Annotated in this window: 24 protein-coding genes; 17 read left to right on the top strand and 7 right to left on the bottom strand. The window is 73.6% G+C overall.

Annotation, left to right across the window (positions count from 1 at the left end; all coding sequences use genetic code 11):
- Positions 1–138 precede the first annotated feature (138 nt).
- Positions 139–555 (top strand): ATP-binding protein, encoded by a 417-nt coding sequence (locus OG715_RS13110; RefSeq protein ID WP_266268872.1) that lies wholly within the window; start codon positions 139–141, stop codon positions 553–555.
- Positions 556–662: 107 nt separating this feature from the next.
- Positions 663–1793 (top strand): hypothetical protein, encoded by a 1131-nt coding sequence (locus OG715_RS13105; protein WP_266268871.1) that lies wholly within the window; start codon positions 663–665, stop codon positions 1791–1793.
- Here the strand turns inward: OG715_RS13105 and OG715_RS13100 are convergent.
- Positions 1790–3118: a DUF2252 domain-containing protein gene (locus OG715_RS13100; RefSeq protein ID WP_266268870.1), complete on the bottom strand. Its 1329-nt coding sequence runs from the start codon at positions 3116–3118 to the stop codon at positions 1790–1792. The genes OG715_RS13105 and OG715_RS13100 overlap by 4 nt on opposite strands.
- 191 nt (positions 3119–3309) lie before the next feature.
- On the opposite strand from OG715_RS13100, the gene dnaE reads away from it, so the two are divergent.
- A complete protein-coding gene (dnaE, locus tag OG715_RS13095; protein ID WP_266268868.1) occupies positions 3310–6867 on the top strand; it encodes a DNA polymerase III subunit alpha in 3558 nt (1185 codons plus the stop codon).
- Positions 6868–6886: 19 nt separating this feature from the next.
- On the opposite strand, the gene OG715_RS13090 is transcribed toward dnaE, so the two are convergent.
- Positions 6887–7774, bottom strand: coding sequence for a LysR family transcriptional regulator (locus OG715_RS13090; protein WP_266268867.1), 888 nt, complete (start codon positions 7772–7774; stop codon positions 6887–6889).
- Positions 7775–7846: 72 nt separating this feature from the next.
- On the opposite strand from OG715_RS13090, the gene OG715_RS13085 reads away from it, so the two are divergent.
- From OG715_RS13085 to OG715_RS13060, 6 genes are all read left to right on the top strand, one after another.
- A complete protein-coding gene (locus OG715_RS13085; RefSeq protein ID WP_266268866.1) occupies positions 7847–8737 on the top strand; it encodes a dihydrodipicolinate synthase family protein in 891 nt (296 codons plus the stop codon).
- A gap of 96 nt (positions 8738–8833) precedes the next feature.
- Complete coding sequence (locus OG715_RS13080) at positions 8834–9880, top strand: aspartate-semialdehyde dehydrogenase (protein ID WP_266268865.1); 1047 nt, start codon at positions 8834–8836, stop codon at positions 9878–9880.
- A gap of 241 nt (positions 9881–10121) precedes the next feature.
- Positions 10122–11405, top strand: a complete 1284-nt coding sequence (locus OG715_RS13075) for an NYN domain-containing protein (RefSeq protein WP_266268864.1) — start codon at positions 10122–10124, stop codon at positions 11403–11405.
- Positions 11406–11551: 146 nt separating this feature from the next.
- The gene (locus OG715_RS13070) at positions 11552–12550 is read left to right on the top strand and encodes an ABC transporter ATP-binding protein (protein ID WP_266268863.1); all 999 of its coding nucleotides are present in this window, start codon (positions 11552–11554) and stop codon (positions 12548–12550) included.
- Entirely contained in the window at positions 12547–13359 is an 813-nt protein-coding gene (locus OG715_RS13065) for an ABC transporter permease (RefSeq protein WP_266268862.1), read from the top strand. Before OG715_RS13070 ends, OG715_RS13065 begins: the two co-directional genes overlap by 4 nt.
- 98 nt (positions 13360–13457) lie before the next feature.
- The gene (locus OG715_RS13060) at positions 13458–14294 is read left to right on the top strand and encodes a hypothetical protein (protein WP_266268861.1); all 837 of its coding nucleotides are present in this window, start codon (positions 13458–13460) and stop codon (positions 14292–14294) included.
- A 19-nt stretch (positions 14295–14313) separates the two neighbouring features.
- Here OG715_RS13060 and ybaK read toward each other — a convergent pair whose 3' ends face one another.
- From ybaK to OG715_RS13045, 3 genes are all read right to left on the bottom strand, one after another.
- Entirely contained in the window at positions 14314–14808 is a 495-nt protein-coding gene (ybaK, locus tag OG715_RS13055; RefSeq protein ID WP_266268860.1) for a Cys-tRNA(Pro) deacylase, read from the bottom strand.
- Between the two features lie 52 nt (positions 14809–14860).
- Positions 14861–15589, bottom strand: coding sequence for an LON peptidase substrate-binding domain-containing protein (locus OG715_RS13050; protein WP_266268859.1), 729 nt, complete (start codon positions 15587–15589; stop codon positions 14861–14863).
- Between the two features lie 143 nt (positions 15590–15732).
- Complete coding sequence (locus OG715_RS13045; RefSeq protein WP_266268858.1) at positions 15733–17313, bottom strand: oxidoreductase; 1581 nt, start codon at positions 17311–17313, stop codon at positions 15733–15735.
- A 93-nt stretch (positions 17314–17406) separates the two neighbouring features.
- Here OG715_RS13045 and hisD point away from each other — a divergent pair, with 93 nt between their 5' ends.
- From hisD to hisF, 8 genes are read left to right on the top strand one after another with little or no spacing between them, the layout of a single operon-like run.
- Complete coding sequence (gene hisD, locus OG715_RS13040) at positions 17407–18741, top strand: histidinol dehydrogenase (protein ID WP_266268857.1); 1335 nt, start codon at positions 17407–17409, stop codon at positions 18739–18741.
- On the top strand, positions 18738–19838 hold the full coding sequence (locus tag OG715_RS13035; RefSeq protein WP_266268856.1) for a histidinol-phosphate transaminase: 1101 nt from the start codon (positions 18738–18740) through the stop codon (positions 19836–19838). The genes hisD and OG715_RS13035 overlap by 4 nt, the downstream gene beginning before the upstream one ends.
- A gap of 5 nt (positions 19839–19843) precedes the next feature.
- Positions 19844–20437 carry an imidazoleglycerol-phosphate dehydratase HisB gene (gene hisB / locus OG715_RS13030; RefSeq protein ID WP_266268855.1) on the top strand — a complete coding sequence of 198 codons (594 nt, stop codon included), beginning with the start codon at positions 19844–19846 and terminating at the stop codon, positions 20435–20437.
- Positions 20434–20586 carry a hypothetical protein gene (locus tag OG715_RS13025; RefSeq protein WP_266268853.1) on the top strand — a complete coding sequence of 51 codons (153 nt, stop codon included), beginning with the start codon at positions 20434–20436 and terminating at the stop codon, positions 20584–20586. Before hisB ends, OG715_RS13025 begins: the two co-directional genes overlap by 4 nt.
- A 48-nt stretch (positions 20587–20634) precedes the next feature.
- Positions 20635–21270 (top strand): imidazole glycerol phosphate synthase subunit HisH, encoded by a 636-nt coding sequence (gene hisH / locus OG715_RS13020; protein WP_030391411.1) that lies wholly within the window; start codon positions 20635–20637, stop codon positions 21268–21270.
- 20 nt (positions 21271–21290) lie between these two features.
- Complete coding sequence (gene priA / locus OG715_RS13015; RefSeq protein ID WP_266268852.1) at positions 21291–22016, top strand: bifunctional 1-(5-phosphoribosyl)-5-((5-phosphoribosylamino)methylideneamino)imidazole-4-carboxamide isomerase/phosphoribosylanthranilate isomerase PriA; 726 nt, start codon at positions 21291–21293, stop codon at positions 22014–22016.
- Complete coding sequence (locus OG715_RS13010; protein WP_266268851.1) at positions 22013–22453, top strand: Rid family hydrolase; 441 nt, start codon at positions 22013–22015, stop codon at positions 22451–22453. Before priA ends, OG715_RS13010 begins: the two co-directional genes overlap by 4 nt.
- Positions 22450–23220 carry an imidazole glycerol phosphate synthase subunit HisF gene (gene hisF, locus OG715_RS13005; protein ID WP_266268850.1) on the top strand — a complete coding sequence of 257 codons (771 nt, stop codon included), beginning with the start codon at positions 22450–22452 and terminating at the stop codon, positions 23218–23220. Before OG715_RS13010 ends, hisF begins: the two co-directional genes overlap by 4 nt.
- Before the next feature lie 66 nt (positions 23221–23286).
- On the opposite strand, the gene OG715_RS13000 is transcribed toward hisF, so the two are convergent.
- Entirely contained in the window at positions 23287–24072 is a 786-nt protein-coding gene (locus tag OG715_RS13000; protein ID WP_266268849.1) for a VOC family protein, read from the bottom strand.
- A gap of 144 nt (positions 24073–24216) precedes the next feature.
- The gene (locus tag OG715_RS12995) at positions 24217–24864 is read right to left on the bottom strand and encodes a TIGR03085 family metal-binding protein (protein ID WP_266268848.1); all 648 of its coding nucleotides are present in this window, start codon (positions 24862–24864) and stop codon (positions 24217–24219) included.
- Positions 24865–24880 lie beyond the last annotated feature (16 nt).

The raw sequence follows: 24880 nt of genomic DNA, 5'->3' as shown, positions 1-24880 counted from the left end.
CTTGAGCAACTCGAATGGGGGAAAATCTACTGGGCATATTGCCCACCTTGAGAGCGCCGAGGCATGCTGCCGGAGGTAGCGATACGTGGGGGCATCGTCGTGGCCCGTGTCGGTGCGTGATCTCATAGGAGGCATCCGGTGCCGTCCATCAGGACCGAATCCCGACAGGTCTCATGGGTTGTTCCCTCGCGGGACGAAGCCGTCGGCTACGTGCGGCACAGAACGGTGGCGGAGATCAGAGCGTGGGGCATCGAGCTCGCCGATCCGCTCGAAGTGGAGCTGGTGGTCACCGAGCTGGTGACCAACGCGGTCTCGCATGCCGGTGGGCAGGTCGTCGGTGTCGGGATCCAGGTGGCCGAGGCGGGTGCCGTGGTGATCCGGGTCAGTGATTCGCACCCGGGGTTCTTCGGGCGGCGGGTGCGGCGGGTGCGGCGGGAGCCCGGGGAGCACGGGCGGGGGCTCGTCATGCTGCGGCAGTTGGCGCGGTGCTGGTGGTGGGAGCCGCTGTCGGAGGGGAAGGTGGTCTGCGCCTTGGTGGAGGTGTCCGGCTGCTGAACGTCCCGGGGGAGGATGGGGGTGTGACGAGGATGAGTGACGGGCGGTATGCGCCGGCGGGGTCGTTGATCGGGATGGTGCAGCGGGGGCGGGGGCTCGGGGCGCGGATGGCTGGGGAGAACCCGGCTGCTGCGGCCGAGATCGTCCACGGGTGTCTGCGGTGGGACTGGCGGTGGGACTCGACCGACGATCGGGCGCTGTACCTGGCGCGGCTGGTGCGGGACTTGGCGTTGCCGCTCGGGCCGGTGGCGGAGGGGCTCGGGGGCGACGAGGGCACATGCGAGCGGGTCGCCCGGGTGCTGGAGCTGCTGGCGTTGGGTGGGTCGGGGGAGGCGCGGGAGGCGTTGCGGGGGTATGTGCGGGCGGGGGAGTACTGGCGGGACGTACTGGAGTCGGCCGCGGGCTGTTGGCCGGTGGAGTGGTGGGACGACCTGGAGGGGGCCGCGCGGCACCGGTTGCAGGGCGACGAGAAGGACCTGTGGGGAGAGCCATGGGGGCGGTGGGGGTTGGCCGCGGCGCCTGCGGAGAGGGCCGTGCGACCGGATCCGTTGGCGGGCGAGACGAGTGCACGACTGCTGGAGCTGCTGGCGGACCCGGGGGCGAGGCAGGAATGGCGGCACGTGATGGTGGCGCTGGCCCGGCGGGAGGCGGAGCCCGGACTGCTGCCGCTCGTGCCGTCGTTGGGCCCGCCGGACGGTGAGTACCCGCTGCCCCTGTTGCCGCGCGCGCTGCGGAAGCTGGGCGTGCTGGCGGTGCCCGCCGCCCGGGAGTGGGTGAGGGCGGAGGAAGACTGGCTGGCAGGGCTCGGGCATGGCGTGCTGGCCGAGCACGGGGAGGCCGAGGACATTCCCGCACTGGTCGCGGAGCTGGAGCGGGACTGGGTCGAGCGGCGGTGGTGCGGGTCGATGGACACGGCGCGGGGGCTGGCGCGGTTCGGGGCCGAGGCGCGGGGTGCGGTGTCGCTGCTCAGGCGGCTCTGGTTGTGGACGCCGCACTCCTACGAGCGGGTGAGCTGCCTGGAGGCGTTGGCGGAGATCGACCCGACGGGGTTGGAGTCGGTGTACGTGGAGTGTCTCTGGGACTGCGAGGAGGACGCCCGGCTGCTGGGGGTGGAGCGGGCTCCGGACGGGCCCGAGGTGCGGGAGAGGTTGAGGTACTTGGCGGACGACCCGATGGAGGAGGGGACGGTCAGGGCCGCCGCTCTGGAGCGGTTGGCGGCCCTGACCGAACAGCGCTAGAGGCCCGGGATGCGGCCGTTGCGGTAGAGGTCGACGAAGAGCTGGTGGTCGGCGCGGGCCCGGGCGCCGTACGCGTGGGCGAAGTCGACGAGCATCGCCGTGAAGCCCGCCTCGTCGCGGCTGACGGCCTCGTGGATGGCGTGCTCGGTGGAGAACGGGACCAGGGTGTGGCCGCTGGACGACTCGTCCGCCGCCGCGTGCATGGTGGCGGTGGCGCGGCCCAGGTACCGGGTGACGGCGAGCAGGTCGGGCAGCTCGTTGAGGTCCCGCCAGTCGAGGTCGGTCGCGTACGGCGACACCTCGGCGACCAGCTGGCCCCGGCCGCGCAGCGTCGTGTACCCGAGCCACGGGTCGCTGTGGGACTGGAGGGCGCGCTGCGAGATCACCGTGCGGTGGCCCTCGTGCTGGAAGTAGCCCGCGATCGCGGGGTCGGTGACGTGGCGGGCGACGGCCGGGGTCTGGCCCTGCTTCATATAGATGATCACGTCGTTCTCCAGGGCGTCGGTGTGCCCTTCGAGCAGGACGTTGTAGGAGGGCAGGCCCGCCGAGCCGATGCCGATGCCCCGGCGGCCGACCACGTCCTTGACCCGCAGGGCGGTGGGGCTGACCCGGGTGGACGGCGGCAGGGTGGCGAGGTACTGCTCGAAGGCCGCGAGGACCTCGGCCTTGGTGGGCCCGTCCAGTTCGAACGCGCCGCCGCCGAGGCGGAAGCGGCGGTCGTAGTCCTCGACCACGGTGTCGCCGTCGAGCAGGGACACCCGGGTCTGCAGCCGGGCCTTCCGGAGCGTGTCGAGGATCGGGCCGGTGGCGGTGTCCAGGGTGTACGGATCGGCGTCGCCGGAGGTGACGTGGGCGGCGATCCGGGCCCGGTACGCCTCGGCGAAGGCGGTGACCAGTTCGGTGATGGTCGCGTCCGACAGGGCCTTGGCGTAGCCGATCAGGGCGAGTGAGGCGGCGAGCCGCTGGACGTCCCAGGTGAAGGCGCCGACGTAGGCCTCGTCGAAGTCGTTGACGTTGAAGACGAGCCGGCCCTCGGCGTTGAGGTAGGTGCCGAAGTTCTCCGCGTGCAGGTCGCCGTGGATCCAGACCCGGCCGGTGCGCCCGTCGAGGAAGGACGCGCCGTAGGAATCGAACGGGGCGGTGGTGAGGTCCGCGTAGTAGAGGGCGGCGGTGCCCCGGTAGAAGGCGAACGCGGAGGCGGCCATCTTGCGGAACTTCACCCGGAACGCCGCCGGGTCCTGGGCGAGGAGCTCGCCGAAGGCCGTGTCGAAGACACCGAGGATGGTCTCGGCACGGTCGGTGGCGGGGGTCGGCGGTTGCGACATTCGGGATCCTTCGGGCTCGGCGGGTGGCCGCTAACGGGGCTGCCCCAGGAGGCTAGAGTAGGAGCGTGAACGTGTGAGTGCTGGTCCGGGCCCCGTGAGTGGCTCGGGCCGCAATTGTTTCCGGGCGTCCTCTGTGACCTGCGCGTTCGCCGGCTCCCCAGCTGCCAGTACGAGCCTACGGAGGCCCCGCCTTGAGCGATCAGCCGTTCGCGCACCTGCACGTCCACACCGAGTACTCGATGCTGGACGGCGCAGCCAGGCTGAAGCAGATGTTCAAGGAGGTCGAGCGGCTCGGGCAGACCCATGTCGCGATGACCGACCACGGCAACATGTACGGCGCCGCGGAGTTCCACAAGCAGGCCACCGGCGCGGGCATCACCCCGGTGATCGGCATCGAGGCGTACGTCGCTCCGGAGTCCCGTTCGAACACCAAGCGGATCCTGTGGGGCCAGCCGCACCAGAAGCGGGACGACGTCTCGGCGTCCGGCGCCTACACCCACAAGACGATCTGGGCCCGGAACAAGGAGGGCCTGCACAACCTCTTCAAGCTGACCTCGCGCTCGTACTCCGAGGGCTGGCTGGTCAAGTGGCCGCGGATGGACAAGGAGCTGATCTCCGAACTGTCCGGCGGCCTGATGGCGACCACCGGCTGTCCGTCCGGCGAGGTGCAGACCAGGCTGCGCCTCGGGCAGTTCGACGAGGCGCTGCGGTCGGCCGGCGAGTACCAGGAGATCTTCGGCCGGGAGAACTACTTCCTGGAGCTGATGGACCACGGTCTCGACATCGAGAAGCGGGTCCGGGACGGGCTGATCGAGATCGGGCGCAAGCTCGGCATCCCGCCGGTGGTCACCAACGACTCGCACTACACGACCGAGGCCGACGCCGGCGCCCACGACCTGCTGCTCTGCGTGCAGACCGGCAAGAACCTCTCCGACCCGGACCGCTTCCGGTTCGACGGCACCGGCTACTACATCAAGTCGGCCGCCGAGATGTACGCGCTGGACCAGTCGGACGCCTGGCAGGAGGGCTGCCGCAACAGCCAGCTGCTGGTGGCCTCGCGGGTCGACACTGCGGGCATGTTCGAGTTCCGCAACCTGATGCCGCGGTTCCCGATCCCGGAGGGCTTCGAGTCCGAGGCGGAGTTCTTCCGGGCGCAGGTCTGGCAGGGCATGGAGTGGCGCTTCCCGAACGGGTACGACGAGGAGCACCGCAAGCTCGCCGAGTACGAGATGGACACCATCGTGCAGATGGGGTTCCCGGCGTACTTCCTCGTGGTCGCGGACTTCATCATGTGGGCGAAGGGGCAGGGCATCGCGGTGGGCCCCGGCCGCGGTTCGGCGGCCGGTTCGCTGGTCGCGTACGCGATGGGCATCACCGACCTCGACCCGATCCCGCACGGTCTGATCTTCGAGCGCTTCCTCAACCCCGAGCGCATCTCCATGCCCGATGTCGACATCGACTTCGACGAGCGCCGGCGCGGCGACGTGATCCGGTACGTGACCGAGAAGTGGGGATCCGACAAGGTCGCCATGATCGTCACCTACGGCACCATCAAGGCGAAGGCCGCCATCAAGGACTCCTCGCGGGTCCTCGGCTACCCCTACGCGATGGGTGACCGGATCACCAAGGCGATGCCGCCGGACGTCATGGGCAAGGGCATCCCGCTGTCCGGCATCACGGACAGCAGCCACCCGCGCTACGGTGAGGCGGGCGAGATCCGCGGGCTGTACGAGAACGACCCCGACGTGCGGAAGGTGATCGACACCGCGCGCGGCATCGAGGGCCTGATCCGCCAGCCCGGCGTGCACGCGGCCGGCGTCATCATGTCCGCCGAGCCGCTGACCGACCACATCCCGGTCTGGACCCGGCACACCGACGGCGTCACCATCACGCAGTTCGACTACCCCACCTGCGAGGGCCTCGGCCTTCTCAAGATGGACTTCCTCGGCCTGCGCAACCTGACGATCATGGACGACGCCGTCAAGGCGATCGAGAAGAACAAGGGCATCAGGATCAATCTTCTTGAGCTGCCCCTGGACGACCGGCCGACCTACGAACTGCTGGCCCGGGGCGACACGCTCGGCGTCTTCCAGCTCGACGGCGGCCCGATGCGCTCGCTGCTGCGGCTGATGAAGCCCGACAACTTCGAGGACATCTCCGCCGTCCTGGCGCTGTACCGGCCGGGCCCGATGGGCGTCAACTCCCACACCAACTACGCGCTGCGCAAGAACGGCCAGCAGGAGATCACCCCGATCCACCGGGAGCTGGAACAGCCCCTGGAGGAGGTGCTCCGGCCCACCTACGGCCTGATCGTCTACCAGGAGCAGGTGCAGAAGGCGGCGCAGATCCTGGCCGGCTACTCGCTCGGCCAGGCCGACCTGCTGCGCCGGGCGATGGGCAAGAAGAAGAAGGAGATCCTGGAGGCGGAGTTCGTCCCGTTCCAGAAGGGCTGCCGGGAGCGCGGCTACTCGGACGCCGCGATCCAGGCGGTGTGGGACGTCCTCGTCCCCTTCTCCGGCTACGCGTTCAACAAGGCGCACACGGCGGGGTACGGGCTGGTCTCGTACTGGACGGCGTACCTCAAGGCCAACTTCCCGGCCGAGTACATGTCGGGCCTGCTGACCTCGGTCAAGGACGACAAGGACAAGTCGGCGGTCTACCTCAACGAGTGCCGCAAGATGGGCATCAACGTCCTGCCGCCGGACGTCAACGAGTCGGACGCGGACTTCACCCCGCACGGGGACACCACGGTGCGGTTCGGCCTGACCGCCATCCGCAACGTCGGCGGGCCGGTCGTGGAGTCGATGATCCGGACCAGGAGGGCCAAGGGGAAGTTCGCCTCCTTCCCGGACTTCCTGGACAAGGTGGAGTCGGTGGTCTGCAACAAGCGGACCGTGGAGTCGCTGATCAAGGCCGGTTCCTTCGACTCGCTCGGGCACACCCGCAAGGGCCTGACCGCCGAGTTCGAGCCGATGATCGACAACGTGGTGGGCATCAAGCGCAAGGAGGCGGAGGGGCAGTTCGACCTCTTCGGCGGCGACGCGACCAGCGAAGAGCCGACCTTCGGGCTGGACGTCGTCTTCTCCGAGGAGGAGTGGGAGAAGTCCTTCCTGCTCGCCCAGGAGCGGGAGATGCTGGGCCTGTACGTGTCCTCGCACCCGCTGCACGGCATCGAGCACGTGCTCGCGGAGAAGGCGGACTGCGCGGTGGCGGAGATCGCCGAGCGGCCGGACGGGTCGTTCGTCACCATCGGCGGCATCATCTCGGGCCTCCAGCGGAAGATGACCAAGCAGGGCAACGCCTGGGCGATCGCGACGGTCGAGGACCTCGCGGGCTCGATCGACTGCATGTTCTTCCCGGCCACCTACCAGCTGGTGTCCTCGCAACTGGTCGAGGACGCGGTGGTGTTCGTCCGGGGCAAGGTGGACAAGCGGGAGGACGTGCCGCGGCTGATGGGGATGGAGCTGAACGCCCCCGACCTGTCGAACGCGCACGCCGAGCCGCCGATCGTCATCATCATCCCGGACGGCAAGGTGACGCCGCCGCTGGTGGCGCGGCTCGGCGAGGTGCTGAGCAGCCACCGGGGGACGACGGAGGTGCGGGTCCGGCTGGAGGAGGAGCACCGGACGACGCTGCTGCGGCTGGACCGGCACCGGGTGAAGTCGGACCCGGCGCTGTTCGGCGACCTCAAGCAGCTGCTCGGGCCGAGCTGCCTGGCCGCCAACGGGCCCGCCAACGGGGCGGGCTGACCCCGCCGCGAGGGCCCCGCTAGGCGGAGTTGCGCAGCGGGGCCGGGACGGCGGTGTGCAGGGCGGAGACGAAGGCGGAGACCGCCGGGTGGGCCCCGGCGCCGGCGCGGAAGGCGGCGCGGGTGCGGCGGTACATCGGCAGCCGGGTGAGGACGACCCCGGGCGGCGGCCGGTCGATGCCGAGGTGGGGGACCAGCGCCACGCCCTGACCGGCCGCCACCAGGGCGAGCACGGTGGCGAAGTCGTCGATCCGGTGGCGGATCCGGGGGGCGAAGCCGGCGCTCTCGCAGGCCCGAACGGCCATGCTGTGGCACAGGGTGCCGGGCGGGGAGACGATCCAGGGTTCGGCGCGCTGGTCGGCGACGGTGCCGGGGGCGCGGGCGGCGAGGTACATCGGTTCGGTGAAGACGGGCCGGGTCACCGCGAGGCCGGGCTCCGGGTCGGCCGGGACCAGGTCGTACTCGTGCACCAGCGCGACGTCCAGCTCGCCGGCCCGCAGCGCCGCCGCGACCTCGGCCGGGTCGACCTCGGTCACCATCGGCTCCAGCCCCGGGTGCCAGCCGGCCAGTTCGGCGAGCACGGCCGGGACGATCGCGCGGGCCGCCGACGGGTAGGTGCCGATCCGCAGCGGGCCGGCCAGGCCCTCGCGGGCGTGGGCGAGTTCGGCGCCCGCCTGCTCCAGCCGTTCGAGCACGGCCTCGGCGTGCCGCACCAGGTTGCGTCCGGCCGGGGTGAGGACGACCCGGCGGCCGGTGCGTTCGAGCAGCGGGACGCCGGCCTCCTTCTCCAGTACGGACAGCTGCTGGGACACCGCCGAGGCGCTGAAGCTGAGCGCCTCGGCGACGGCGGCGATGGTGCCGAGGTGGGCGAGTTCGCGCAGCAGGCGCAGGCGTCGGACGTCGAGCATCGGCCCAGCTTACGAGAAGCGTCGGAAACATGAACTGGACCTGGGGGATCGCCCGGCCGCAGGATCGTGGCCATGGAACTCAAGGGCATTCTCGTCCCCCTGGTCACCCCGTTCGCGGCCGACGGCTCGGTGGCGCTGGACGCGCTGGAGAAGCTGGCCGGCTCGCTGCTGGACGAGGGCGCTTCGGGTCTGGTCGCACTCGGCACCACCGGCGAGCCGGCCGTGCTGACGGCGGACGAGCGGCAGGCGGTGATCGGGGTCTGCGCCGCGGTCTGCGCCGACCGGGGCGTGCCGCTGCTGGTCGGCGCGGGCGGGCCGGGCACCGCCGCGGCCGCCGAGGAGCTGGCCGGGCTGGCCGGGCGGGTGCCGGGGGCGGCGGGCGCGCTGGTCACCGTGCCGGCCTTCGTCCGGCCGGGCGAGGCCGGGACGGTGGCGCACTTCCGGGCGCTGGCCGAGGCCAGTTCGGTGCCGCTGGTCTTCTACCACATCCCCTACCGGACCGGGCAGCAGCTGTCGGGCGCCGCGCTGCTGGAACTGGCCGCGCTGCCCGGGGTGGTGGGCGTGAAGTACGCGACCGGCGGGGTGGACCAGGCGGCGGTGGAGCTGCTGGCCTCCGCTCCGGCCGGGTTCTCGGTACTGGGCGGGGACGACGCGGTGCTGGCACCGCTGCTCGGGCTGGGCGCGGCCGGCGGCATCCTGGCCTCCGCCCACCTGGCCACCGCCCACTGGGTCGAGCTGGCCGAGGCGTGGCGGGCCGGGGACGCGGCGCGGGCCCGGGCGCTGGGCCACCGGCTGGCCGGGCTGGCGGTGGCGGCCTTCGCGGCGCCGAACCCGGCGGTGGTCAAGGGGGTGCTGCACGCGCAGGGGCGGATCCCGACGCCGGACGTGCGGCTGCCGCTGCTGCCGGCCGGCCCGGCGGAGGTCGAGCGGGTGCTGGAACTCCTCAGTGGTCTGGACCACTGAGGACCACGGGTTGGAATATCCGGCCGTCCGACGCCCGTGACAAGGCATGATGGGCGGAGTGCGGCCGTGAACGGCGACATCAAGAGGAGTAGACGGATGAAGATCGGCATTGTCGGGGCCACCGGTCAGGTCGGCGGCGTGGTCCGCGAGATCCTGGCGCAGCGCGCGGACCTCCCGGGCGGCGTCGGCCCGGTGGAGCAGCTGCGGCTGTTCGCCTCGGCCCGCTCGGCCGGGCGCACCCTGCCCTGGCAGGGCACCGAGATCACCGTCGAGGACGCGGCCACGGCCGACTACACCGGCCTGGACATCGTGATCTTCTCCGCCGGCGGCTCCACCTCCAAGGAGCTCGCCCCCAAGGCCGCCGCTGCGGGCGCCGTCGTCATCGACAACTCCTCCGCCTGGCGCCGCGACCCCGAGGTCCCGCTGGTCGTCTCCGAGGTCAACCCGCAGGCCATCGCCGACCGCCCCAAGGGCATCGTCGCCAACCCGAACTGCACCACGATGGCCGCCATGCCGGTGCTGCGCCCGCTGCACGACGAGGCCGGCCTCGCCGCCCTGGTCGTCTCCACCTACCAGGCCGTCTCCGGCAGCGGCGTGGCCGGTGTGGCCGAGCTCCAGGAGCAGGCCGCCAAGGTCGTCGACGGCGCGGCCGCGCTCGCCCACGACGGCTCCTCGGTCGAGTTCCCCGAGCCCAAGGTCTACCAGCGCCCGATCGCCTTCAACGTCGTCCCGCTGGCCGGCTCGATCGTCGAGGACGGCTCCAACGAGACCGACGAGGAGCAGAAGCTCCGCCACGAGAGCCGCAAGATCCTCGGCATCCCCGAGCTCAAGGTGGCCGGCACCTGCGTGCGCGTCCCGGTCTTCTCCGGCCACTCGCTGCAGATCAACGCCCGCTTCGAGCGCCCGATCAGCCCCGAGCGCGCGGTCGAGCTGCTCGCCGGCGCCCCCGGCGTCGAGCTGAGCGAGATCCCCACCCCGCTCCAGGCCGCCGGTCAGGACCCGAGCTACGTCGGCCGGATCCGCGCCGACGAGACGGTCGAGAACGGCCTGTCGCTGTTCGTCTCCAACGACAACCTGCGCAAGGGCGCCGCGCTCAACGCCGTCCAGCTGGCCGAGCTGGTCGCCGCCGAGCTCCGGGGCTGACCTGCCGCATCGCATCGAAGGGCTCCGTCCACGACCGGACGGGGCCCTTCGGCCTGTCGCGGGACAGCGGCGGAGCCCGAGGTTCGGCGGGCGGGTCAGTGGGAAAAGGTGACCCAACGATCGGGCGGCAGCGGGCACCCCCTCACCCCACCCCGCCCGGCCGCCGGGCGGAGCGCGCCCACCCCGGCACCGTCGGCCCGGCGGAGCCCCCACCCCGAGGGCGAGCGGAAAGAGGTGCGCGATGGACCGCTGTGTCGTCCTCGTGGATGCCGGATACCTGCTGGGCGCCGCCGCCAGTCTGCTCGCCGGTGACCCGTCCCGCTCCAAGGTCACCGTCGACCACATCGCGCTGATCGCCGCCCTGCGCGAACGCGCCGAGGCCGAGACCGGCCTCCCGCTGCTGCGGATCTACTGGTTCGACGCCGCGCCCGAGCGCCGCCCGATGCCCGAGCACCGGCGGCTGCGGGTCCTGCCCCGGGTCACCGTCCGGCTCGGCGCGCTCACCCGGGCCGAGGGGCGCTGGGTGCAGAAGGGCGTCGACGCCGCGATGCACGCCGAGCTCTCCGAGCTCGCCCGCAACCGGGCCTGCGCCGACGTCGTGCTGATCACCGGCGACGGGGACCTGCTGCCCGGCATGATGTCCGCCAAGGAGCACGGCGTCGTCGTCCACCTCTGGGCGCTCCAGGCCGCCGACGGGGACTTCAACCAGTCCGAGGACCTGGTCGGCGAGGCCGACGAACGCCGGGTGCTGGACCGCGAGTGGATCGAAGGACCGTTCAGCCTGCGCGACACCTCCAGCGTCTTCCCCGCCCCCGGCGCCCGGCACGACATCGCCAAGATCCTCGCCGCCCCGCCCGCCGCGCCCCCGGCCGGACTGCCGGGACCGCTGCCCGCCGAGCCGGTGCCCGGCCGTCCCGCCGCCGCCGGGGCGCCCGCCGCGGCCGTCGCGGCCGTCGCGGCCGTCGCCGCCGCCGGCCCGGCCGTCGACGGACGCCCCCAGCCGGCCACCGCCGTCGGGCTCAAGGTCGTCCCCACCCCCAAGGACCTCGCCGGGCGCAGCGCCGACCGGCAGGCCACCGCCGCCGACCGCCACCAGACCGGCCCGGTGCTGCGCTGGTCCTCCGACCGGGGCTGGATCGAACGGCCCGCCCAGGAGCCCCCCGTCACCGCAGGCGACGGCCTGCCCACCCTCGCCCAGCTCACCACCGCCGAGCAGCGCTGGGCCGACCGCGAGGAGGACATCACCTCCATCGGCGGCGACGCCCACGAGGTCGGCCAGGTCTTCGCCCGCCGCTGGACCACCCGGGCCGGCGACGTCGAACGGCTCACCGTCCTGTGGCCCGACTACCCCCGGATCCCGCACCGGGTCGACGGCGAGCTGCTGCGCTACGCCGCCCGGTTCGGACTGCTCGCGCACAAGGACGACCAGATCGACGAGCACGACCGCTACGCGATCCGGGCCGGGTTCTGGAAGGAGCTCGCCGCCCGGGTCCCCGGCGGGAACCTGATCGTCGTCGACGACTGACCCGGCGGGAAGCCGGTCGCGGCAGGGGAGCGACCCCGGCGGGAACCCGGCCGCGGTCGACGACCGAACCCGGTGGACGACCGGGACCGGGGCGGAACGGGCCCCGTTGTCCGGTTCGCCGGTTGCACCGCGTAGAGTCTTCGGTCGTGAGCGAGTCGGCCGGGCGGGCACCCCAGGACACCGCGCCGTGCTGCGCCGTACGGGACCTGGTGAGGACGTACCGCGCCGGGCGCGGCGGCGCCGCCGAGACGGTCCGGGCCAACGACGGCATCAGCCTGACCGTCCGGCAGGGCGAGATCTTCGGCCTGCTCGGACCCAACGGCGCGGGCAAGTCCACCCTGGTCCGACAGCTCACCGGCCTGCTGCGGCCCGACTCCGGCAGCGTCGAGATCCTCGGCCACGACGTGGTCCGGCACCCCGAACGGGCCGCCCGGCTGCTCGGCTACCTCGGCCAGGAGTCCACCGCGCTCGACGAGCTGACCGTTGCCCTCGCGGCCGAGACCACCGGGCGGCTGCGCGGCCTCGGCCGGACCGAGGCCCGGGCGGCGGCGGACGCGGTGATCACCGAACTGGGCCTGGAACCGCTCGCCCACCGGCCGCTCGCCAAGCTCTCCGGCGGTCAGCGCAGGCTCGCCTGCTTCGCCGCCACCCTGGTCGGCGACCGGCCGCTGCTCGTCCTCGACGAGCCGACCACCGGCATGGACCCGGTCGCCCGGCGGGCCGTCTGGTCGGCGGTCGAGCGCCGCCGGGCCGAACGCTCCGCCACCGTGCTGCTGGTCACCCACAACGTGATCGAGGCCGAGACCGTACTGGACCGGGTCGCCGTGATCGACGAGGGCCGGGTGATCGCCTGCGACACCCCCGGCGGCCTCAAGGCGCTGGTCGACGGCGACGTCCGGCTCGACCTGGTCTGGCGGGACGAGGCGCCGCTGGGCGTCCCCGCCGTGGCGGCGCTGGCCGAGCGGGCCGAGCGCACCGGCCGCCGCTGGACCGTCCGCACCACCCCCGAGCAGGCCCGCGAACTGGTCTCGGCCGTCACCACCGGCCCGGCGTTCGCCGCCCTGGACGACTTCACCCTGGCCACCCCGAGCCTCGAGGACGCGTACCTCAAGCTGGGCGGCCGCCACGGAGGACTGGCCAAGTGACGCTGCTCTCGGCACCGCCGCGGACCACCCCGGCCGCGGCCGGCGGACCCGCTCCGCTCGCCCCCGCCGCCCGGCTGCTGCCCGCCCTCGCGGCGGTCTACCGGGCGCAGCTCGCCCGGGCCCGGGTGGCGCGGATCCCGCTGCTGTTCGTGGCCACCTTCCAGTCGCTCGGCATCCTGGTGATGATGCGCGGCGTCGTCGACGCCGGGCAGACCTCGGCCGCCCGGTACGTGGTGGCCGGCTCCAGCGTGCTGGTGGTCGCCTTCGTGGCGCTCAACCTGCTCGCCCAGTACTTCGGGCGGCTGCGGGCCAGCGGCGGCCTGGACCACTACGCGACGCTGCCGGTGCCGGCCGCCTCGGTGGTGCTCGGCGCGGCCGCCGCGTTCGCCTCGTTCACCCTGCCCGGGGCGCTGGTCACGGCGGCCGCGGGCGCGGTCATGTTCGGACTGCCGCTGGGCCAGCTGTGGGTGCTGCTCGCCGTGGTGCCGCTGGCCGGGGCGGCGCTGGCCGGGCTCGGCGCGGCCTGCGGGCTGCTCGCGCCCCGGCAGGAGATCGCCACCATGCTGGGGCAGCTCGGCATGTCGGCGGCGCTGCTGCTCGGCGTCCTGCCGGTCGACCACCTGCCGCAGCCGGTGCTGTGGCTGCGCGACCTGCTGCCGTCCACGTACGCGGTGGAGGCGTTCGCCCGGACGTTCCGGCCGGATCCCGACTGGGCGGCGGTGGTCGGGAACCTCGGGGTGTGCGCGGGCGTGGGCGTGGTCTCGCTGGCCGTGGCCACCTGGGCGTACCGGCGGGCGACCCGCCGATAGGCGCTGCCTCCTCGGCGCTGTCTCCTTGATCGTGCCGGGCCCCGCCGGTTCGGTGGGTGGCCGGGTCGCGGTGGTCGTGAGCGTGAAACGATGGGGGCGTGACCGTACCGAACACACCTCCGGATCCCGCGCGCGCCGACGGTGTCACCGACGCCGTGCCCGCCCCGTACGCCGCCGACCGTGATCCGTACGCCGCGCCCGGGCCCGCGTCCGAGCTGTACGGGCTGCCGCCCGGGGTGGACCCGACGGCCGCGAAGGACCGGTCGGCCGAGCCGCTCGCGCAGCGGCTGCTGCCCGAGCTGAGGGTCGGGGCGGCCACGGTGCTGGCCTGTCTGGTGCTCGGGGTCGTGATGGGCGCGCTGTGGGTCTGGCTGGCGCCCAAGGTGCCGCTGGTGGTGGACGGCAACAAGATCCTCTACGCCGACCCGGAGGGCGAGCAGCGGGCCGGGGCCGACAGCGTCTTCGTGCTGCTCGGCCTGGGGGCGGGCCTCCTGACCGCGCTGGGCGCGTTCCTGTTCACCCGCAAGCGGGGCGGCGGGATCTCGGTGGCGGTCGGGCTGACGGTCGGCGGGCTGCTGGCCTCGGTCGGCGCCTGGGGCCTCGGACGCTGGCTCGGGCCGGGCCGGGACCTGGTCGCCCAGGCGCGGCGCGTCGGCAACGGCGGGCACTTCTCGGCGGACATCGACCTCGGGGCGTACGGCGCGGTGCTGGCCTGGCCGATGGCCGCGATGGTGCTGCTGCTGGCGCTGTCGGCGGCGTTCGGCAAGCGCGAGGAGGACCCGCCGCCGTACTGGGTCCCGGGGCCGCCGGTCCCGGGCGCGGGCGTTCCGGCCGGGCACCAGGCCGCGCACCCGGCCGCCCCGCCGGAGGACCGGCGGGACGACCGGCCGCAGGACTGGCGCGAGGACCGGCGGGAGGACCGGCGGGAGGGCTGACCGGCCGCCGCCGCCCGTCTCAGCGGGCGATGGCGGCGGTGCGGGCCCCCGTCAGGGCGACCAGGTGCGCGGGGGAGAGCTCGACCTCCAGGCCCCGGCGGCCCGCGGAGACGTAGACGGTGGGGTGGCCGAGCGCGCTCTCGTCGACGACGGTGCGCAGCGCCCGGCGCTGGCCGAGCGGGGAGATGCCGCCCAGGACGTAGCCGCTGCTGCGCTCGGCGGCGGCCGGGTCGGCCATCGCGGCGCGCTTGCCGCCGACCGCCGCGGCCAGCGCCTTGAGGTCCAGCTGCCCGGAGACCGGGACCACGCCCACCGTGAGGACGCCGTCGACGTCGGCGACCAGGGTCTTGAAGACCCGGTCGGCGGTCACCCCGAGCGCCTCGGCTGCCTCCTCCCCGTAGGAGGCGGCGGCCGGGTCGTGCGCGTAGGCGTGCACCGTGAACGGCACCTCGGCGGTCTCCAGGGCGACCGTCGCGGGGGTGCCCCGGCCGCCCTTCTTCGGTTTCGTGGCCACGGGGCCTCCGCTGGTCGGTCGGGGCTGGGTCGGGTGCGGTCGGGGGACCGGTTCAGTTGGGGCTGAAGGACTGGCGGGTCAGATTGACGGCGGGCAGCGAGGGGAGCCAGCCGAGCACCGCGCTCTCGCGGCGCAGCAGTTCGAGTTCGGCCCGCAGCCGCTGGGCGTTGTCCGGGCTGGCGAGCAGCCGCTGCTTGAGCGGGACCTCCAGCACGGCGGCGGCCGCGACCAGGTAGGACAGCACCTGCGGGTCGTCGGGCAGGTCCGGACGGCCGACGGTGCTGGCCTCCCGGGCGCCGGCGAGCCGTCGCTGGTAGGTGCGGAAGGCGCGTTCGACCTCGGCGGCCAGGGCGCCGGAGCCCTCGCCGGTGCGCTCCTCGATCGGTTCGGCCTCGCCGACCAGGTAGGGGCCGCCGACGTCGACCGAGCGCAGCCGGAACCGGGTGGTGCCGGTGACCAGCAGTTCGTAGCGGCCGTCGGGCTTCGGCTCGACGGAGGTGACGTCCGCGACACAGCCGATGTGGTGCAGTGCCTCCAGCGGGTCGCCGGTGGCGGTGCCGAGGCCGTCCAGCGGACCGGCCGGTCCGTCGTCGGGGCGGACCGGGGCGACCTCGCGGCCGTCCTTGATGGCGAGCACGCCGAAGCGGCGCGGCCGGTCCTCGGGCCCGTCGAGCAGATCGGCGACGAGACGGCGGTAGCGCTCCTCGAAGACGTTCAGGGGCATGACCAGGCCCGGGTAGAGCACGGTGTTCAGCGGGAAGAGCGGCAGCCGTTCTGTCACGGCGGACAGCGTAGTTCCCCGGGCGGTGCGAGCGCTCCGGGGTTATCCGCGCGAGCGCGTCCGCGGCTGCCTGCGGCTGCCCGCGCGGGAGCGTCCGGCGGCTGCCCGCCAGCTGCCTGCCGTTGTCCCGCCGCTGCCCGCCGCTATCCGCGCTGGAGCATCCGGCTGGCGCCGGCGGCGACGGTGGTGGCGAGCACCCAGCCGACCACGACCAGGCCCGCCGAGACCCACTGCGAGGCCCCGCCGGGGTTCCAGCCGCCCTGGCCGAGGTCGACGACCGGCAGCAGCTGGCCGAGCGCGTACAGCACCGGGTTCCAGTGCGGCCGCTCGTCGGCCTTGAGCGGCTGGAGCGCGTGGGTCGCGAAGTAGAGGCTGCCGAGCGCCCAGGCGAGCAGCAGCCAGAGCGCGGCCCGGCCGGGCCGGTAGCCGTAGCCGACCGTCGCGTCCTGGACCCGGCCCCAGATCCGGGCCGGCAGCGGCAGGGTCTGCCGGCGGCGGCGCTGCTTGGCGTGCAGCACCTCGCGGGCGTCGTCGTCGGCGCCGTCGCGGCGCAGCGCGGCGGCGAGCTGCTCGTAGGACTCGGGCTGGAACTCCACCGCGGCGCCCTCCAGCCAGGCGATCCGCTCCTGGACCGGGAACGGCACGGCCGGGCGCAGGCACTCGTAGGTGAAGCCGGTGAGGCCGATCGTGCCGCCCCGCGGCCAGGCGCCGGGGGCGTCGACCAGGTTGCCGATCCGGGCCCGGGACAGCGAGACCGTGCCGCCCGCCGGGAAGCGGCAGGTGAAGCGCAGCTCCGGGGTCTGGATCCGGCGCAGGGTGACCTCGTCGCCCGCGTCGAGGTGGAACTCGGCGTCGGAGAGCAGGCAGGCGTTCTCGAACCGGCCGTCGGACAGCCGGACCTGGCCGAAGGCGCGGAACGGCGTGCTCGGCGAGCCCGCCGGCGGCACCTCGCCGTACCCGGAGCCGTAGTAGGTCTGCGAGCCGTACCAGCCGCCGTCGGCCGAGCCGCTCAGGTACAGCGTGTGGCCGACGGTGAGCCGGACCGCGTTGAGGGCGTTGCGGTTGCCCGGGACGGCGTGCAGCTGGGCGCCGCGCAGCGAGAGCCGGCCGCCGATCCGGGCGGTGCGCAGGCTGACCTCGCCGTCGCTGGCGAGCCGGTCGGCCTCGCAGTCCTGGTTCACCGCGATGCCGTCGGCGGACAGCGCCCGGCCGAACCGGTCGCCGCCCAGGACGGCCTGGTTGAGCAGCAGGTCGGTGCCGATCCGGGCGTCGGTCAGCCGGACGCCCTGCGGTATTCGGCAGCGGGCCAGGTGCAGGTCGCCGGAGGTCACCAGCCGGGAGGCCTCCAGCCGGGGGACGAGGCAGTTGATGAAGCGCACGGTGCCGGCCTCGGCCTCGGACATCAGGATCTTCTGGTCGAACCGGCAGTCGTGCAGCTCGACGTAGTGCCCGATCGTGCCGCCGGCCAGCCGCAGCGGCCCGGTGACCAGCGCGCCGGTCAGCTTCAGCGAGGCGACCCGGCCGGGCACGGGGGCGGGCCCGTCCAGCAGCAGCCGGGAGAGCACCTCGGCCCGGACCGTGCGCCGGGCGTCCCAGACGGCCCCGCCGAACGGGTCGTCCGCCTCGGCGTCCCCGGCGCGCAGGTCGAGGGTCCGGCCGTGCCGGAACGCCTGCCACAGTGCCTGCTCGGCCGCCGTCCAGCCGTCCGGTGCCCGCTCCGCCATGCCGTCCCCCCGTGTCCCCCGGTTGTCTCGCTCTTCGTATCACGGACTGAAATGCGGGATCGCGGGTTCCGGCCACTCCTTACACTGGGGGACGTGATCTCTCGAATCGATCTGCGCGGCTCGCTCGACGACCCGCGCGGCCTGCTGCCCCGTGCCGACTTCGACGTCGCGGCCGCCCTGGAGAAGGTGCGCCCGATCGCCGAGGACGTGCATCATCGCGGGGTCGCGGCGCTGATCGAGATCACCGAACGCTTCGACGGCGTGCGGCTGGAGTCCACCCGGGTCCCGGCCGAGCAGCTCGCCGAGGCCCTCGCGGAGCTGGAGCCGAAGGTGCGCGCCGCACTGGAGGAGTCGATCCGCCGGGCCCGGCTGGTCCACGCCGACCAGCGCCGCGAGGGGCACACCACCCAGGTGGTGCCCGGCGGCACGGTGACCCAGCGCTGGGTGCCGGTGGACCGGGTCGGGCTGTACGTGCCGGGCGGCCTGGCCGTCTACCCGTCCTCCGTAGTGATGAACGTGGTGCCGGCCCAGGAGGCGGGCGTCGCCGGGATCGCGGTGACCTCGCCGCCGCAGAAGGCCTTCGGCGGCCGGGTGCACCCGACCATCCTGGCCGCGTGCGCGCTGCTCGGCGTCACCGAGGTGTACTCGGTCGGCGGCGCCCAGGCGGTCGCGATGTTCGCCCTCGGCACCGAGGAGTGCGAGCCGGTGAACATGGTCACCGGCCCCGGCAACATCTACGTGGCCGCCGCCAAGCGCTACTTCGCGGGCCGGATCGGCATCGACTCCGAGGCCGGACCGACCGAGATCGCCGTCCTCGCCGACGACACCGCCGACCCGGCGGAGGTCGCCGCCGACCTGATCAGCCAGGCCGAGCACGGCCCGACCTCGGGCTCGGTGCTGGTCACCGCCTCCGTGGAGCTCGCCGACGCGGTCGAGGCCGAGCTGAAGACCCAGGTCGCCCGGACCAAGCACGCGGAACGGGTGGCCGAGGCCCTCGGCGGCCGGCAGTCCGGCCTCATCCTGGTCGACGACCTGGAGCAGGGCCTGGCCGTCGTCAACGCCTACGCGGCCGAGCACCTGGAGATCCAGACCCGCGACCCGCACGCGGTCGCCGCGAAGGTCCGCAACGCCGGCGCGATCTTCCTCGGCCGGTACACCCCGGTCTCGCTCGGCGACTACGCGGCCGGCTCCAACCACGTGCTGCCCACCGGCGGCTGCGCCTGCCACTCCGCGGGCCTGTCCGTGCAGACCTTCCTGCGCGGCGTGCAGGTCGTCGAGTACGACCGCGAGGCGCTGGCCGGCATCGCCGCGCACGTGGTCACCCTGGCGGACGCCGAGGACCTTCCCGGTCACGGCGACGCGATCAAGGCCCGTTTCGTCGGAGACGAGCACAACTGGCAGAGCGAGTGGACGGTTCCCGGCACGTGACCACGATCGACGACCTCCCCGTCCGGGACGAGCTGCGCGGACAGTCGCCCTACGGCGCCCCCCAGCTAGACGTCCCGGTCCAGCTGAACACCAACGAGAACCCGTACCCGCTCCCCGAGGAGCTGGTCGCGCGGATCGCCGAGCGGGTCGCCGAGGCCGCCCGCCACCTCAACCGCTACCCCGACCGGGACGCGGTCGAGCTGCGCGAGGGCCTGGCCGGCTACCTGACCCGGACCACCGGCTTCGCCGTCGCCCGGGAGAACGTCTGGGCCGCCAACGGCTCCAACGAGGTGCTCCAGCAGCTGCTGCAGACTTTCGGCGGTCCCGGTCGCACCGCGCTCGGCTTCGAGCCCTCGTACTCGATGCACGCGCTGATCTCCCGGGGCACCGGCACCGGCTGGATCTCCGGCCCGCGCAACGACGACTTCACCATCGACCTGGACGCCGCCGTCACGGCGATCGCCGAGCACCGGCCGAACGTGCTGTTCGTCTGCTCGCCGAACAACCCGACCGGCACCGCCGTCGCCGCCGACACCGTGCTGCGGCTGTACGAGGCCGCGCAGGCCGCCCGGCCCAGCCTGGTGGTGGTCGACGAGGCGTACGTCGAGTTCTCGCACCGCGACTCGCTGCTGTCGCTGATCGAGGGCCGCCCCAACCTGGTGGTCACCCGCACCATGTCCAAGGCCTTCGGCGCGGCCGGGCTGCGCCTGGGCTACCTGGCCGCCGACCCGGCGGTGGTGGACGCGGTCCAGCTGGTGCGCCTGCCGTACCACCTGTCGGCCGTCACCCAGGCGACCGCGCTGGCCTGCCTGGAGCACACCGACACCCTGCTCGGCTACGTCGGCCGGCTCAAGGACGAGCGCGACCGGCTGGTCGGGGCCCTGCGCGGACTCGGCCTGGAGGTGACCGACTCGGACGCCAACTTCGTCCAGTTCGGCCGCTTCACCGACACCCACGCCGTCTGGCGGGCCATTCTCGACCACGGCGTCCTGGTCCGGGACAACGGCGTCCCCGGGTGGCTGCGCGTCACCGCCGGCACCCCCGCCGAGAACGACGCCTTCCTGGCCGCCGTCGCCACAGTGATCAAGGAGCTGTAACCCGTATGACCCGCATCGGACGCGTCGAACGCACCACCAAGGAGACGTCCGTCCTGGTCGAAATAGACCTCGACGGCACCGGCAAGACCGACATCTCCACGGGCGTCGGCTTCTACGACCACATGCTCGACCAGCTCGGGCGCCACGGCCTCTTCGACCTGACCGTGAAGACCGACGGCGACCTGCACATCGACAGCCACCACACCATCGAGGACACCGCCCTCGCGCTCGGTGGCGCCTTCCGGCAGGCGCTCGGCGACAAGGTCGGCATCTACCGCTTCGGCAACTGCACCGTCCCGCTGGACGAGTCGCTCGCCCAGGTGACCGTCGACCTCTCCGGCCGCCCCTACCTGGTGCACACCGAGCCGGAGAACATGGCACCGATGATCGGCGCCTACGACACCACCATGACCCGGCACATCCTGGAGTCCTTCGTGGCCCAGGCCCGGATCGCCCTGCACGTCCACGTGCCCTACGGGCGCAACGCCCACCACATCGTGGAGTGCCAGTTCAAGGCGCTGGCCCGGGCCCTGCGCTACGCCGCCGAGCGCGACCCGCGCGCGGCCGGCATCCTCCCGTCGACCAAGGGTGCGCTGTGAGCAACACCGCGATGATCCTCATCTTCGTCGGGCTCTTCCTGGCCGGCGGCGTGATCTCGTTCTGGAAGCAGAAGCAGGCGAAGGGCGTCATCCTCGTCCTCGCGCTGGGCTCGGTCATGTGCCTGGGCGCCGGCCTGATGCGCCTGTAACCGCCCGGCGAACGACAGACCGGCGAACGAAAGACTGGACACCTGAACATGGGCAAGAACGTCGTGGTGCTCGACTACGGCTCCGGCAACCTCCGCTCCGCGCAGCGCGCCCTGGAGCGGACCGGCGCCACCGTCACCGTCACCTCCGACTACCAGAAGGCGATGGACGCCGACGGCCTGCTCGTCCCCGGCGTCGGCGCCTTCGAGGCCTGCATGCGCGGACTGAAGTCGGTCCGCGGGGACTGGATCGTCGGACGCCGGCTGGCCGGCGGCCGACCGGTCATGGGTATCTGCGTCGGCATGCAGATCCTCTTCGAGAAGGGCGTCGAGCACGGGGTGGAGACCGCCGGCTGCGACGAGTGGCCGGGCACGGTGGAGCCGCTGGAGGCCCCGGTCGTCCCGCACATGGGCTGGAACACCGTGGACGCCCCCGAGGGCAACCGGATGTTCGCCGGCCTGGACGCGGACGCCCGCTTCTACTTCGTCCACTCCTACGGGGTGCGGCACTGGGAGCTGGAGACGCACAGCGCGCGGATCAACCCGCCGCTGGTCACCTGGGCCACGCACGGGCAGCCGTTCGTGGCGGCGATCGAGAACGGCCCGCTCTGGGCCACCCAGTTCCACCCCGAGAAGTCCGGCGACGCCGGCGCCGCCCTGCTGACCAACTGGGTCAACACCCTCTGACCACGGAAGACGTGTACCTCATGAGCCGCCTCGAACTGCTGCCCGCCGTCGACGTCCGGGACGGGCAGGCCGTCCGCCTGGTCAAGGGCGCCTCCGGCACCGAGACCTCCTTCGGCGAGCCGCTCGCCGCCGCCCTCGCCTGGCAGAACGCCGGCGCCGAGTGGCTGCACCTGGTCGACCTCGACGCCGCCTTCGGCACCGGCTCCAACCGCGACCTGGTCCGCGGGATCACCGAGACCCTCGACATCAAGGTCGAGCTGTCCGGCGGCATCCGCGACGACGCCTCGCTGGCCGCCGCCCTCGCCACCGGCTGCACCCGGGTCAACCTCGGCACCGCCGCCCTGGAGAGCCCGGACTGGGTCGCCAAGGTCATCGCCGAGCACGGCGACCGGATCGCCGTCGGCCTCGACGTGATCGGCACCACCCTGCGCGGCCGCGGCTGGACCAGCGAGGGCGGCCAGCTCTTCGAGGTGCTGGCCCGCCTCGACGCCGAGGGCTGCGCCCGCTACGTCGTCACGGACGTCGACCGGGACGGCACCCTGACCGGCCCCAACCTCCAGCTGCTGCGCGACGTGTGCGCCGCCACCGACCGCCCGGTGGTCGCCTCCGGCGGCGTCTCCTCGCTGGACGACCTGGTCGCCATCGCCGGCCTGGTCGGCGAGGGAGTCGAGGGCGCGATCGTCGGCAAGGCACTCTACGAGCAGAAGTTCACCCTCGGAGAGGCGTTGGAGGCGGTTTCGGGATGACGGAACGTCGGATCGTGCGCGGCCGGCTCGGCGGGTTCTCCTCCTGGGAGGAACTCCTCGGCGTGTCGCAGGCGGTCGCCGCCGGGGACCACGTCCACGTGGCCGGTGCCCGGCCGCTGGTGGACGGCGTGCTCCAGGGCGAGGGCGACCCCTACGAGCAGGCGCGGACCGCCTTCGGCACCGCGCTGGAGGCCCTGGCCGCGTACGGTCTGACGGCGGACGACGTGGTCCGCACCCGGGTGTACCTCGCCCACTCCCGTGACATCGACGCGGCGGGCCGCGCCCACCAGGAACTCTTCGGCGCCGTGCGCCCGGTGGCCACCGTCGTGGTGGTGCAGAGCCTGGTCGACTCGCGGCTGCTCGTCGAGGTCGAGCTCGACGCCCACCGCGCCGGACTCGCCGCCACCCTGGAAGCTCTGGAAGGCAAGCAGCCGTGACCCTCGCAGTACGTGTCATCCCCTGTCTGGACGTCGACGCCGGCCGCGTGGTCAAGGGCGTCAACTTCCAGAACCTGCGCGACGCCGGGGACCCGGTCGAGATGGCCAGGCTCTACGACGCCGAGGGCGCCGACGAGCTGACCTTCCTCGACATCACCGCGTCCTCCGGCGACCGCGAGACCACCTACGACGTGGTCCGCCGCACCGCCGAGCAGGTGTTCATCCCGCTCACCGTCGGCGGCGGCATCCGCGCCGTCGAGGACGTCGACAAGCTGCTGCGGGCCGGCGCCGACAAGGTCGGCGTCAACACCGCCGCCATCGCCCGCCCCGAGCTGGTCCGCGAGATCGCCCGGCGGTTCGGCCGCCAGGTGCTGGTGCTGTCGGTGGACGCCCGCCGCTGCGCGGAGGGCACGGAGACCGCATCCGGCTTCGAGGTCACCACCCACGGCGGCCGCAAGGGCACCGGCCTGGACGCCGTCGAGTGGGCCGGCCGCGCCGCCGAGCTGGGCGCCGGCGAGATCCTGCTCAACTCGATGGACGCCGACGGCACCAAGGACGGCTACGACCTGGAGCTGATCCGGTCCGTCCGCGCGGCGGTGTCCGTCCCGGTGATCGCCTCCGGCGGCGCCGGGAAGCTCGCCGACTTCGCCCCCGCGGTGGAGGCCGGCGCGGACGCGGTGCTGGCCGCCAGCGTCTTCCACTTCGGGGACCTGCGGATCGGCGAGGTCAAGGACGCGCTGCGGGAGGCCGGGCACCCGGTCCGCTGAGTCCTCGGCCCGGCCTGGCCCGGCCCGGCCCGGTTCGGCTGCGCCGGGCCGGGTGCGCGTCGGCGGTCAGGCGTCCTTCGGCGGCTCGCCCTTGATCAGGGCGAACGGGGCGCCGAATGGGTCGGCCAGCCAGGCGATCCGGCCGACGTCCGGCACGCTCTCCGGGCCCATCAGCACGCTCGCCCCGGCGGCGGTGGCCCGGTCGACCACCGCGTCCACGTCGGAGGAGCCGAAGTACGGCGTCCAGGACGGCGGTCCGGAGTCCGCCATCACCGGGGCGATGCCGCCGAAGGTGGTGGCCCGCAGGTCGCCCCCGGCCGGGGAGAGCACCTTGTACGTCAGGCCGGGCGCCGGGAAGTCCTCCTCGCGCCAGCCGAACACCGTCCGGTAGAAGCCGAAGCCGGTGTCCACGGAGCCGGTGTGCAGCTCGATCCAGATCAGCGCGCCGTCCTCGGACACGACGTCCAGGCCGGTCACGGCGCCCGGCTGCCAGACCGCGAACTGCGCGCCCTGGGGATCGGTCAGCTGGGCCATCCGCCCGGCCTCCATGACGTCGAAGGCCGGGACCCGGACGGTGCCGCCGGCCCGCTCGACGGCCGCGGCGGCGGCCTCGGCGTCCGGCGTGCGGAAGTACGTCGTCCAGGCGGAGCGCGCGCCCTCCTCGGTGAGCCGGCCGACGGCGGCGACCGTCCGGCCGTCCAGCTGGAGGAAGCCGTAGCCCTCGGCCTCCGGACCGGCCGACCGGAACGTCCAGCCGAACACGGCCCCGTAGAACGCGGCGGCGGCCTCCGGATCGGGGCTGCCGAGATCGATCCAGCAGGGCGAGCCGGCCGGGAAGTCGGTGGTGAGCATGGTGTCGCGTCCCTTCGAGGGAGACGGTAACGACGGGCAGGGGCCGGACGGCCGCCGCCGGGGGCCCGGCGGCGCCCCTCCCGGCCACCTGCGAGTCTGCACCCCGCCACCGACATCCGCAGCCGGGGCGTGGCCCGTCGGCCGCTACTCGCGCTCGGGGAGCGGGAGGGCGTGCCGCAGGGCCTCGACGGCGTCGTGCGGGCCGTCGACCTCGACCCGGGTGCGGGCGCCCCGGCCGAAGGCCAGCAGCACCAGTTCGCCCGGCTCGCCGGTGATCCGCACCGTCGCCGCCCCGGCCGGGCCGACGGACAGGCTCCGGCCGTCGGGGTGGCACAGCTCCAGCCGCACCGGGGAGCGGCGGCCCGCCTCCATCCGGGCGGGCAGCGACAGCCGCCGCCAGAGCGCCTCGGCCCGGCCGGCCGGGACCGCCGTCGGCGCCGGGCCGTCGCCGGCCCGGGCGACGTCCTCGGCGTGCACGTAGTACTCGACGGTGTTGCCCGCCTCGTCCGCGCCGGGCAGCGAGAACAGGGAGAACGGGGGCGGACCGGCGCGGAACATCCGGACCAGCTCCTCGTAGGGCCGCACGGCGTAGGAGTCCTGCACCCGCTGGGTCCAGCCGGCCAGCGGGCCGATCCGGATCCCGGCGGCGGCGTCCGGCCGCCGCTCGCGGATCACCAGGTGGGCGGCGAGGTCCCGGGTGGACCACCCGTGGCAGAGGGTCGGCGCGTCCGGCCCGGCGGCGGCCAGCAGTTCGGCCAGACGGTGGCGCTCGGCGAGAGCGTGGTTAGACATGCGGCCCACCCTACGA

It is taken from the genome of Kitasatospora purpeofusca, from assembly GCF_036010405.1.
Classification (GTDB): Bacteria; Actinomycetota; Actinomycetes; order Streptomycetales; family Streptomycetaceae; genus Kitasatospora; species Kitasatospora purpeofusca.
The sequence above is the reverse complement of the archived record's forward strand: the minus strand, read 5'-3'. Positions and strand labels throughout refer to the sequence as shown.